Here is an 11694-nt window from a genome sequence, read left to right as displayed (position 1 = left end):
ACACATCTTGTTGATATCACCCTCCAAGCCTAGCCTCTCTCGTTGGGTGCAGATCAACATACAAGGAGCGAATTTATTCGCGAAGAGGCCAGAGGATATGTGTTGCCTTGTTCGCGAATGAATTCGCTCCTACGGGGTTGTATCAGGGCCTCAGTTACAAGCAAACGCCAGCACTTGCTTCAGCATGTTGTCGCAGGCTTCAAGCTGTTCGATGCTGATGAACTCATCCGGCTTGTGCCCTTGTTCCATGCTGCCCGGCCCGCAGACCACAGCCGGGATGCCTGACTGGTCGAACAGTCCACCTTCTGTGCCGAAGGCGACGGTGCCGAATGCTCGGGAGCCGCAGAACTGTGCAATCAGCTCTGCTGCCTGGCTGTGCATGGCGGTGTCCAGCCCTGGGTAGCTCGACAGTTCGGTAAAGCGGATGTCGCTTTGTCCGCTCACGGCGCGCATGGCTGGCAGCAGGTTGTGCTGGGCGTAGGTGTGCATGGCGGTGACGATCTGCTGCGGGTCCAGGGCCGGGAGCGAGCGGACTTCAAAGTCGAAGTGACATTGTGCGGGGACGATGTTCAAGGCGGTGCCGCCGCCGATTACGCCTGTCTGTACAGTGGAGAAGGGCGGGTCAAAACGCGGGTCCTGTGTATCGGCTTTTAATGCTTCCCCGAGGCGGCCCAGTTCGCAGATCAGTTGCGCGGCGTATTCGATGGCGTTGACGCCGCTGGGCGCATGGGCCGAATGGCAGGCCGCCCCGTGGACTTCGCAGCGCACGGCCACTTTGCCTTTGTGGCCAAGCACCGGTTTGAGTTCGGTGGGTTCGCCGATCACGCACAGCAAGGGTTTTACGGGGCGGGCGCGAAGCGTCTCAAGCAATGAGCGCACGCCCAGGCAGCCGACTTCTTCATCGTAGGACAGGGCAATGTGTACCGGCATGCGCAGCGAGGCTTGGGTCAATGCCGGGACCAGTGCCAGCACGCATGCGATGTAGCCTTTCATGTCGGCTGTACCGCGACCGTAGAGTTTGCCGCCGCTTTCGCTCAGCTCGAAGGGCGGGAAGGTCCAGGCCTGGCCGTCCACGGGCACGACATCGGTGTGCCCGGACAGGACGATGCCCGGTACTTCAGTCGGGCCGAGGGTGGCGAACAGGTTGGCTTTGGTCTTTTGCGCGTTGTAGATCAGCTCGCAGTCGACCCCGAAGCTGTCGAGGTAGTCACGAACGAAGTCGATCAGGGCCAGGTTGGACAGTCGGCTGGTGGTGTCGAAGGCCACCAGTTGCGCCAGCAGCTCGCGGCTGGTGCTCATCGTTCATCCCCCGGCACGCCGTAACCCGGTGCGCTGGCGGGGTTCAGGGCGCGGTCGATGTAGTCCTGCATTTGGGGGCGGTAGGCTTGCCACAGGTTGTTCAACGCTTCGATGGGGTCGTGGTCGGTCCAGTCCACACGCAGGTCGATGATGGGCCAGGAAGGTTCGCCCACCACTTTCACGGCTGCCGAATGTACCGGCCCGGCTTCGCCGCCTGCTGTCAGGCCTGCACGCATGGCTTGCAGCAGGCGTTCGGCCAAGGGGCCTGTGCTTTGCTCGAACGCCTGGATCATGGCGTCGATGACGGCCGGGCTCGCAAGCATATTGCCAGCCACCACGCACTGTTCGCCGCTGCGGGCGTTATGGGTTCCCAGGGTTTGGCTGCCGCTGAAATGCGCGGTTCGCCCTGTGTGGTCGATGGCCGTGATTTGCCGGTACTCGCTGAAAACGTTGCCCGCCAGGGCCTCTTCCAGTGCCTCGGCTGGCGACAGGCCCTGGTCGATGAGGTCCAGTGTGCGAGGCCCCAGCGCGGGCAAGGTGATGTTCTGCGAGGATACGGCGCCCACTCCCGCGCTCAGCCAGGGGCAACGTGCGCCCACGGCGATGCTCGATGAGCTGATGGCGATGCCCAACTGGCCGGTTTCTGCGCAGCGTGCAGCAATGGAAAAGGTCATGGCAGTGCTCCTTATTCAGGGATGACGGCGATCACGTCGATTTCCATCAGCCATTGCGGCTGACCCAATGCCGATACCACCAGCCCTGTGGAAATCGGGAAGACGCCTTTGAGCCATTTGCCGACTTCGTGATAGACCGGCTCGCGGTAGCGCGGGTCGATGATGTAGGTGGTGGTCTTGACGATGTGCGACAGGTCGCTGCCGGCTTCTTCCAGCAGTTGCTTGACGTTTTTCATCGCCTGATTCGCCTGTGCGGCGGGGTCGCCAAGGCCGATCAGGTTGCCGTCGAAATCGGTGCCCACCTGGCCGCGCACGTACACGGTGTTGCCGGCACGCACGGCCTGGCACAGGTCGTTGTTCAGGCTCTGGTTGGGGTAGGTGTCCTTGGTGTTGAACATGCGGATGCGAGTGTGGGTCGGGGTGCTCATATGAAACTCCTGAGGGAGCGATTCGCGCTCCCATAAAGTGATCAGCCGTTGACGTTGCGCAACTGGACAACAGGGGAGGGCATGACACGTTTGCCCTGGTCGTACGAACGGTATTTGTGCTGGGTGGCGATCTGGTCAGCCACGTGTTTGGCGTCGTGCCACACGCCCCAGATAAAGGCCGAGCCGCGTCGCGACAGCCACGGCAGGCCGACGAAGTACAGGCCTTGTTCGCTGGACACGCCGCGCTGGTGACGAGGTTTGCCGTTGGCGTCAAAGGCATCGAGTTGCAGCCAGCTGTAATCCTGGGAATAGCCCGTGGCCCAGATGATCGAGGTGACACCAGCGGCAGCCAGATCCAGTTCCTGCAATGGGTGAGTGATGCAGGCGGCATCGGCCACGCGCTCGCGGGCCGAGGGTTCCAGCGGCAGGTCCAGGCCATTGCGCTGTGCATAGGCATCGGCGGCATCAAGCAGCGACAGGTAGTTCTCGTCGCCTCGGTCGAGGTTGTCCACCAGATCGTTCTGGAAGCGCACCTTGCCCTCGGCAAAACTTTCGGTCAGGCCGGTCAGGGTCATGCCAGCCTGTGCCAGACGACGGAAGTCCACGGTGTAACCGCCACGGGCACCGCTGACCGCAATGGTCACGTGTTCTTTGCCGGGCTGCACGGTTTCGCTGTCCCACAGGCCTAGTACGCCCAGCCACCAGCAGAAGTCGCGGCCACGGTAGGCGCGTGGCGGACGGTCGTGAGGGCCGACCGACAGGTAGACCTGACGGCCAGCGAGCAGCAGTTCTTCGGCGATCTGCACGCCGGAAGAGCCTGCGCCGACTACCAGTACTGCGCCTTCAGGCAGTTGTTGGGGGTTGAAGTAGTGGGCCGAGTGAATCTGGTGCAGGGCGTCATCCTTGGGAGCAATCGCCGGGATGACGGGCTTCTGGAACGGGCCGGTCGCCGATACCAGGTGGTTGACCACGTAGGTGCCTGCGCTGGTTTCGACGGTGAAGCCGGAACGCCCCTGATTACGGGTCACGCGCTTGACCTCTACGCCGGTCTTGATGGGCGCATCGAATTTGCGTGCATAGCGCTCGAAGTAATCGGCCACCTGTTCCTTGCCGGCGAAGCCATCCGGGTCCATGTCGAATTCAAGGCCCGGAAAGCGGTCATGCCAGGCCGGGCCGTTGGCGACCAGCGAGTCCCAGCGGCCACTGCGCCAGGCTTCGGCAACGCGGTGTTTTTCCAGTACCAGATGCTCGATGCCAAGGCGGCTCAGGTGCTCGCTCATGGCGATGCCAGCCTGGCCCGCGCCCACGACGAGGGTGTCGATTTCTGTGATTTTCTCGGTCATCCTGGCCTCCTTCAACAGGCCGTTTTCGACGTGTTGGTGCCGTAAAAAAGTAGCGAAACGTCAGGGCGCAGGCGTAAAGAGTCCTACGGCATCCGCAGACGTGTATCGAGTCAGTAACGGGTGTTGTCAGTCGACCAGCGAAGGGTCCTGCTGAATCATCAGCAGCTTCATTTCTTCAAAATGCTGGTGAGAGAAATCGGTGATTTTTTCCCAGTCTCGGGCGGTTTTCTCCGCGACGTCGTCTGGCAGAATCTTCAGTGGCTGGCCTGTGGACCATGCCGTTACCAGAATCTGGCAGGCGCGTTCCAGGGTCCAGATATCGTCGAAGGCCTCGCCTACGGTCGGGGCAATGACGATCACGCCATGGTTGCCCATCAGCAGACGGTTCTTGCCTTCCAGCAAGCCGGTCAGGCGTGCGCCTTCGGCTGTGGTGTCGGCCATGCCGCCGTAAAGCTCGTCCACGGCTACGCGGTTGAAGTAGCGGGCGGTGTTCTGGTCGATTGCCGGAATGTGCGGCTTGGCCAGGCACGCCACTGCCGTGGTGTAGATCGGGTGCAAGTGCAGCACCACGCGGGCATCGGGCAGGCGCTGGTGGATCTGCCCATGGATGGACCAGGCGGTGGCATCCACATCGGGCCGGTGGGCGGCTTCGGCATCATCGGCGTCCAGCAGCAACAGGTCGCTGGCGCGCAGGCGCGAGAAGTGTTTCCACTTGGGGTTGAGCAGAAACTTTTTGCCGTCGGCTGACAGGGCTGCGCTGAAATGGTTGGCAACGGCTTCGTGCATGCCCAGGTGGGCGATGATGCGAAAGGTCGCCGCCAGGTCGATGCGCGTCTGTTCTTCGAAGTTGAGGGCCATGGTTATTGCACTCCGGTAGAGCGTGCCCGCAGTGACGGCCGGGCACGTTCATGGGCTATCAGGGTTTTGGCATCAGCGTGGCGATGTCGTCGGCAGTCGGTGCCTGGAACTTGTACTTCGCAAGCAACGCGGCGTATTCCGGGGTCTTGCTGTATTTCTCAAGTCCTTCGATCAAAGCGTTCTTGACCACATCGTTGCCCTTTTTCACACCGAAGCCGTTGAGCACCGGGTAGATCAGGGTTTCGGAGGAGATCACTACCCGATTGCCCAGTTTCTCCACCACGCCGCGAGCCACGGCCGCGTCTGTGATCTGTGCTTCAACCGCGTGGGCCAGCATGGCCTGGGTCGTTTGCGGGTCGGTGCCGTATTCGCTGATCGCGATAGGTGGCAGGCCGTTTTTCACGCAGTACTCGGCGGAGAGTTTCTGCAGTTGTTGCAGCCAGGAGGTTGCTGCCATGGAGCCGATCTTGTGGCCACAGAAGTCTTCCGGAGTCTTGGGCTGATACGCGCTGCCCTTGACGGCCAGAATGGACTCACCGCTCTTGAGGTAGGGAATCATGTCGATGACTTTCAGGCGGTCGGCGGTGATGTACATCGACGAGTTGGTGATATCGAATTTGCCGCCCTGCAGGCCACCGATCAGGTTGGGAAAGCGGGTGTCGATGTTCTCTGCCGTCATCCCCATCACTTTCGCCAGCCCGTCGAGGAACTCGATGTCGAAACCGGCTGGTTTGTTCTTTTCCATGTATTCATAGGGGAAGAACGTCATGTCGGAACCGGCGATGATCTTGCCCGGTTGCTGGAAGGCCGAGGCCATTGACGCGGACATGGCAAGCGCAGCGCCCAATACAGCCAGCGCAACAGGGCGAACAATCAGGCTTGAAAGCTTCATGGGTATTCCTCGCAGAGTGGGTAGGGGTCAGGCAGTGGCAATGTCATTTCCGGCTTGCTGCACGAAAAACGAAGCGCCCTTGGGTTTCTGTGGCAGGCGAATATGGTGCACGGTGCTGCGAATCAGGCCGCTTTCCTCACCCGCCACCATCAGGCCGGTGTGCTCGCTGGGCAGCGGGTTTTCACCGAAGGGCAAGGCGTCTTCGGCGGCATAGACACTGATGAACAGGGTGCGCGGGAATTCGGTTTCATTGGGGCTTGAGGCGTGCAGCAAGCGGGTGTGCATGAAGCACACCGAGCCCGACGGGCCATAGCAGGCGACCGGTTGCTGGCAGTGCTCTTCAATGACGGTTTCTTCCACGGCACCGGTAAAGCGGCCGTTCTGCCAATGGGACCAGAGTTCTCCCTTGTGGCTGCCCGGCGCGACATTGAGCGGGCCGTTTTCCGGGGTCACGTCGCTGACCATCAGCAGGGCCGTCACCAGGTCGTCGTTGCTGTGCGGCGTGAACAGGAAGTCCTGATGCCATTTCACCTGAGTGGCGGTGTGAGGCAGCTTGGAGTTGATCTTGCTGTGATGAAAACGGGTGCCGCTGCCGCCGATCAGTTGCGCGGCAATGGTTGCCATACGCGACTGGAATGCCGTCTGGTAGTACGCCTGCGAGATTTCCGTGGGGGAGGTCACGCGGCGCAGCGACGGGTGATCGGGGCGATGGTCGCTTTCCAGATCGAAACGTGGACGACCATCCAGGGTCTGCCCCCAAGCCTTGTCCTGGCTGCGGCTGTTCTCTACCCAGTGGTCGAAGTCTTGCTGCAACGCGGCCACTTCAGGGGCGGTCAGCACGTTTTCCACTACTAGAAAGCCCTGTTCGTGAAACTGGTCTATCTGCCATTGCTCGATCATGTTCTTTTCCCATCAAACAAAACGTTAAGGTTCAAGCCAACGAGACATCTTTCAGAAACGCTTCAACGCGTGGGTGCTGGCCGTTGCGCAGCGCCTGTGGGTTGTCGTCGCACACCACGCGGCCCTTCTCCATGAATACGATGCGGTCGGAAACCTTGAAGGCGAAGTTCATCTCATGGGTCACGATGACCATGGTGATGCCTTCCTGAGCCAGGGTTTCGATGACCTGTAGCACCTCGTTGACCTTTTCCGGGTCCAGTGCCGAGGTGGGTTCGTCGAACAGCATGATTTGCGGGCGCATCATCAAGGCACGGGCAATCGCCACACGCTGCTGCTGGCCGCCGGACAACTGATGCGGGTATTTCCAGGCGTGTTCCAGCATGCCGACCTTGTGCAGCAGCTCGTAGGCCTGTTGCTTGAGTTCACTTGTTGTTGCCAGGCGGTGGTAGCGCGGGGCCAGCAGCAGGTTGTCGAGCACGGTCAGGTGCGGGAACAGGTTGAAGCTCTGGAACACCATGCCGATCTTCATGCGGTGCTCGGTGTGTTCCACATAACGTGGCTTTTGCGCGCCCTGGCGGGTCAGGTGAATGAAGGGCTTGCCGTTGATCTTGATGTCGCCGTTATCGATCTGCTCAAGGCCGTTGAGCAGGCGGATCAGCGTGGTCTTGCCCGAGCCCGACGGCCCGATCACCGACACCACTTCACCGGGCTGGATCTGCAGGTTCACGGCCCCCAGCACTTCGATGTCGTTGTAAGCCTTGTGCAGGCGCGTCGCCTGTAGCGCGGGGCCTTCGAAATCAGAGACGGGGCGGTCAATGGCGGCGTGCTGTTGGGTGGCGAGCTTGAGCATGTCGGCATCCGGCTCGCGCACCACTTTGCGCTGAGTGACGTCGAGGTAGCGCTCCAGCCGCTTGAGCAGGAAGTCGAACACGGTGACGATCAGCACGTAATAGAAGGCCACTGCCGCCATGGTTTCCATGACCAGGAAGTTCTGCGAGTAGAGGCGCTGGCCTACCATCAGGATCTCGGTCAGCGAGATCACCGACACCAGTGAGCTGAGTTTGACGATGGAGATGTATTCGTTGGTCAGCGACGGCAGGGCTACGCGAAGTGCCTGTGGAATCACGATGCGCCATTGAGTGCCGACAAAGCTCAGCCCCAAGGCTCTGGCCGCTTCACTTTGCCCTTTGGCGATGGAGAGCAGGCCGCCGCGATGGATTTCTGCGACGTAAGCGGTTTCGCAGATTACCAGGGCGATGAGGCCTGCCCAGAAGGGGTTGGCCAGTACCGCCGAGGTGGCGGGTACGACTTGCGGCAAGTTATAGATGAATATCAATAGGACCAGTAAAGGCAAACTACGGAATAACCAGATATAACCCCGAGCGGGCAAGTTGATCAGGGGGTGAGACGATTGTTTGGCCAGCGCCAGAACAAACCCCAAGACAATACTTATTACCCACGTCAATACACTGAGCTGAATGACGGTCCAGCTCGCCATCCAGAACTCGGTATCGCTGAGCAGACTAAACATGTATTTCCAATCAAACGTCATCGTCAGTTCGCTCGGCAAGTGAATAGTGATGGGTGACGTCCTGTCGAAGTTGAATAGTGAACGTTCTCTGTTCTCCCTTCTGTGGCCATCATGATTGATGCCAAGTCCACTCGCCAAATAGTAAGTTTTGGCCCATAGCATAGGAAAATCCTAAGCAGATAAGTGGGCGGTAATGGCGAGAATCGCATGGCTCTTGAGTGAGGAGCCTGAATGGCGGTTTTCATGTCTCTGAAGTGCGCACTTTTAGGGCGCTCAATAAAACGCTTGGGCATCGCTGCGCGCATTCAGTGCGCAGTCTGTCGTCCTGCAAGGCCCGCCACTGTTGGGTTTTATCACGGCTTAGCAGGCTGAGTGATCGGTAACAGGCGATGCGATTAATGAATTGACGCAAAACCTGGGCGCTGGCATGGTCTTCGCTAGGGTATAGGTAAAAGCTATTCAGGCAATGCGGTACAAAGCGGGGTAAGCAGTGACTCACTTTACATTGAAACAGCTCAAGTATTTTGTCACTGCGGTTGAAATGGACAGTATTGCCGAAGCCTCGCGACAGTTGCATATTTCTCAGCCTTCCATTTCAGTGGCTATCAAGAATCTCGAAGAGGCATTTGATCAGCCTTTGTTTGTACGCCACCATGCGCAAGGTGTTTCCCTGACGTCAGGCGGCGGGAAAGTGTATGAGAAGGCTAAGGAGCTCTTGCGACTTTCCGAAGAACTTGAACAGAACTCGCGCGCGGATAACAAACATGTCCGTGGCACTATCGCTATTGGTTGCTTTGAATCGGCTGCGCCACTTTATATGCCCCGGCTGGTTGCAGGTTTCAAGCGTCTATACCCCGATGTCACCATTCAACTGTGTGATGGCGAGCAGCACGAATTGATGCACGGGTTGCACCGCGGCCGTTTCGACCTGGCGTTTCTGTACGACCTGGAGCTGGGTGCCACCATCAATAAAGAAGAGTTGAACGCGCCGCACAAGCCTTATGCGCTGCTGCCGGCAGCTCATCCTCTGGCACAGAAAAAAACCGTCACGCTGCGCGAGCTGAGCCAGGAGCCAATGATCCTGCTGGATGCCGTGCCCAGCAGAACCTACTTCATCGATATCTTTACCGAAAAGGGTTATTCGCCCGTGGTTGCGTACAGTTCACCGTCGATTGAAATGGTGCGCTGCATGGTCGGCCAGGGGCTGGGTTTTTCGGTATTGGTCACTCGTCCCTGCACCAACATGACCTACGACGGCGAGCTACTGGCCCAGCTGGATATTGAAGATGACATGCCTGCGTCGACGCTGGTCATGGCCTATCTGCGCAACAACCAGCCGACACGTGCTACCCGGCTGTTTATGGATTACTGCCGCACGGTCGAGCTGGCACCGCCTGCAAATGTTGCAGCGAGCGTGATAGAACCCCGTGCATGAGGTAAGCAGGTGCTTGCCTCATGCAGCGAAGGGCTTTGCACTGATTGCTTAACGCGCGTCAGCTCGACTCGCCCACCATTCGCCTGTATCAAACGAAGGGCACGCCTTGATGAACTCGTCAGGCGTGATCTTGCCGTCGCCATTGCGGTCGGGTGACAGGTCGCGGTGGCCGAGGATGCGTGCAGCGGGGTAGCGGCTTTGGAGTTGCTGTAACAGGGTTTCCAGGGTCGCAAACTGCGCGGGGGTGAAGTTGTTTTCAGGTTTGTTTCTGGCATCGACGCCGCCTGCCAGGCAAACACCGACGGAGTTGCTGTTATGGCCTTTGACGTGGGCACCGATGGTGCTTTCTGCGCGTCCGGTTTCCAGTTCTCCATTGCGGCGGATGACATAGTGGTAGCCCACGGTGTCGAAGCCGCGCTGGATATGCCATTGGGTGATTTCACGCACGCCGATATCGGCGTTGGGGCCGGTGGCGGAACAATGGACGACGATGAGGTCGGTGCTGGTCCGATCCTTGAGCGTAGAAGGGGTTGAGGTCTGGTTCATGGGCTGCATTCCTTGCAAGGTGATTGGAACCTTGTAAGGAATACGAGAGCGGCCTGTGCCTCAAGTCAGCCGCCGTGTACAGCGGCTGACAGGCTTTTCGGCCATTCAGGTGGGAAATTGCAGCGCATTGGTCAGGTCGCCCATGGGTGTCTGGCCACGGGCATGCATGGCGTCGTCGCGACGCTTGAGGCCATCGAGCTTTTCAAGCCCGTGAACCCGTGTAATCAGGCGCAGGATTGAGGCAGTGTCGTAAACGGTATGGTCCACCGTGCCTTTGCGGGCAAAGGGCGAGACGACGATTGCCGGGATGCGTGTGCCGGGGCCGAAACGGTCGCCCTTTGGTGGCGCAACGTGGTCCCACCAGCCGCCGTTTTCGTCCACTGTGATGACGATCACCATGTTTTCCCACTGCGGGCTGTTGCGCAGCACTTTGATGACCCGGTCGATATGTCGGTCGCCGGAAGCGACGTCAGCGTAACCGGCGTGCATGTTCAGGTTGCCCTGGGGTTTGTAGAAGGTCACGGCAGGCAGCTTGCCGGCCTCGGCGTCTGCCAAGAACCTGTTGGTGCTGGACTCATCGCCCAGGCCGCCATCGCGCAAGCGTTTCTTGCGCTCGGCCGGGTTCTCCGGGCCTTGCTGCTTGAAGTAGTTGAACGGCTGGTGGTGGTACTGGAAGTTGGGGATTTTCGGGATGCCGGTGGAGTCCTTGAACTCGTCCAGCGTGACTTGCCAGGCGCCGGCATACCAGGCCCATTCGACGCCTTGCTTCGACAGTTTGTCGCCGATGTGGTCGTGGCTCTGGGGCACCAGCACGTTGGCCAGGTCCGGTTTTGAGTAATCCGGGTTTTGCGGGTCGCGCAGCCAGGTCGGCCAGTAGGGCGGGGCGAGGGTGTTGACCGCGTAGCCGTCTGGCGTGAGGGCGCTTGGGCCGAATTGTGGCGGACCTTCCAGGGCGCTGGCCGGGGATTTTTCCAGCGGTTTGAGGCACGTGTCCAGCGGGTCGTCACTTTGCAGGATGGCGATCTGGGCCTTGGCGGCAGAGTTGGCGGCGTCCGGGTAGAACGGCGCGGTAGCCGAAATCAGGTACTGGTGGTTGAGGAACGATCCGCCAAAAGCGCCCTGGAAGAAGTTGTCACAGAGCACGAATTCCTTGGCGACGTCCCACAGGCGCAGCGAATATTGGCTTTGCGGGTAAGTGCCCATGGTCAGCCCGCCCGCATCGGCCCAGGCCACGAAACGGTCGTTCTTGCCTTCGTTGATTTGCATCTGGTTCTGATAGAAGACGTGCCACAGGTCGCGAGTGACAAGGCTCAAGGGCAGGTCTTCGCCATTCGGGCCTTTGAGCGGGAAGGGCGCGTTGGGCAGGTTTTCCTGATATTGCACGCCAGCGGGGTAGGTGACGCCATCGACCGTCTGTGGCCCGAGCTGCAGGACGCCGCCCCAGGCGGGTGGCAGGGTCTTGAGCAAGGAGCCGTCGCGGTCGTGTTGCTGGTAGTCGGCAGGCTTGAGGGCCGACAGCGGTTTTTCGACGCCGGGGAAGTCAGCGAACAGGTTATTGAAGCTGCGGTTCTCGGCGTAGATGACGACGACGGTCTTGATGTTCTTCTTTAATGCCTTGTCCAGTTGGGCGCCGGTCAGGTGCTTTTCAGCGTGGGCAGGTGGTTTTTGCTGGGCGTTGGCGTATCCGCCAAGGGTGACGCCTGCGCCCAGTGCCGCCATGCCTCCCAGAAAGCGGCGACGGCTTGGGTTGGTTTGTGAGTCGTCGTCTGGTCTGTCGCTCATGCGGAT

The 11694-nt window shown here is 59.8% G+C and carries 11 protein-coding genes; 1 reads left to right on the top strand and 10 read right to left on the bottom strand.

Annotated elements, in window-relative coordinates:
- Nucleotides 1–150 precede the first annotated feature (150 nt).
- The 8 genes from argE to K5D32_RS19380 all read right to left on the bottom strand — a co-directional run bounded on the left by argE (nucleotide 151) and on the right by K5D32_RS19380 (nucleotide 7946).
- A complete protein-coding gene (gene argE / locus K5D32_RS19415; RefSeq protein WP_221601466.1) occupies nucleotides 151–1299 on the bottom strand; it encodes an acetylornithine deacetylase in 1149 nt (382 codons plus the stop codon).
- A complete protein-coding gene (locus tag K5D32_RS19410) occupies nucleotides 1296–1973 on the bottom strand; it encodes a DUF1028 domain-containing protein (protein ID WP_221601464.1) in 678 nt (225 codons plus the stop codon). The genes argE and K5D32_RS19410 overlap by 4 nt, the downstream gene beginning before the upstream one ends.
- Before the next feature lie 11 nt (nucleotides 1974–1984).
- Entirely contained in the window at nucleotides 1985–2401 is a 417-nt protein-coding gene (locus K5D32_RS19405) for a RidA family protein (RefSeq protein WP_025259295.1), read from the bottom strand.
- A gap of 41 nt (nucleotides 2402–2442) precedes the next feature.
- Entirely contained in the window at nucleotides 2443–3744 is a 1302-nt protein-coding gene (locus K5D32_RS19400) for an NAD(P)/FAD-dependent oxidoreductase (protein ID WP_221601462.1), read from the bottom strand.
- Nucleotides 3745–3870: 126 nt separating this feature from the next.
- Nucleotides 3871–4602, bottom strand: coding sequence for a class II aldolase and adducin N-terminal domain-containing protein (locus K5D32_RS19395; RefSeq protein WP_221594361.1), 732 nt, complete (start codon nucleotides 4600–4602; stop codon nucleotides 3871–3873).
- A 58-nt stretch (nucleotides 4603–4660) separates the two neighbouring features.
- Nucleotides 4661–5494, bottom strand: coding sequence for a transporter substrate-binding domain-containing protein (locus K5D32_RS19390; protein WP_221601460.1), 834 nt, complete (start codon nucleotides 5492–5494; stop codon nucleotides 4661–4663).
- 27 nt (nucleotides 5495–5521) lie between these two features.
- Nucleotides 5522–6394 carry a phytanoyl-CoA dioxygenase family protein gene (locus tag K5D32_RS19385; RefSeq protein ID WP_221576487.1) on the bottom strand — a complete coding sequence of 291 codons (873 nt, stop codon included), beginning with the start codon at nucleotides 6392–6394 and terminating at the stop codon, nucleotides 5522–5524.
- Between the two features lie 31 nt (nucleotides 6395–6425).
- Complete coding sequence (locus K5D32_RS19380; RefSeq protein WP_221601458.1) at nucleotides 6426–7946, bottom strand: amino acid ABC transporter permease/ATP-binding protein; 1521 nt, start codon at nucleotides 7944–7946, stop codon at nucleotides 6426–6428.
- A gap of 520 nt (nucleotides 7947–8466) precedes the next feature.
- Between K5D32_RS19380 and K5D32_RS19375 the strand changes: the two genes are divergently transcribed.
- The gene (locus K5D32_RS19375) at nucleotides 8467–9360 is read left to right on the top strand and encodes a LysR family transcriptional regulator (RefSeq protein ID WP_260407459.1); all 894 of its coding nucleotides are present in this window, start codon (nucleotides 8467–8469) and stop codon (nucleotides 9358–9360) included.
- Nucleotides 9361–9408: 48 nt separating this feature from the next.
- Here K5D32_RS19375 and K5D32_RS19370 read toward each other — a convergent pair whose 3' ends face one another.
- Both K5D32_RS19370 and acpA read right to left on the bottom strand, forming a co-directional pair.
- Nucleotides 9409–9906: an N-acetylmuramoyl-L-alanine amidase gene (locus K5D32_RS19370; RefSeq protein ID WP_260407457.1), complete on the bottom strand. Its 498-nt coding sequence runs from the start codon at nucleotides 9904–9906 to the stop codon at nucleotides 9409–9411.
- Nucleotides 9907–10011: 105 nt separating this feature from the next.
- Nucleotides 10012–11688 carry an acid phosphatase gene (gene acpA, locus K5D32_RS19365; RefSeq protein WP_221601453.1) on the bottom strand — a complete coding sequence of 559 codons (1677 nt, stop codon included), beginning with the start codon at nucleotides 11686–11688 and terminating at the stop codon, nucleotides 10012–10014.
- Nucleotides 11689–11694 lie beyond the last annotated feature (6 nt).

This window comes from Pseudomonas cichorii (assembly GCF_019719005.1).
Classification (GTDB): Bacteria; Pseudomonadota; Gammaproteobacteria; order Pseudomonadales; family Pseudomonadaceae; genus Aquipseudomonas; species Aquipseudomonas cichorii_E.
This window is presented reverse-complemented; position numbering and strand designations above follow the sequence as displayed.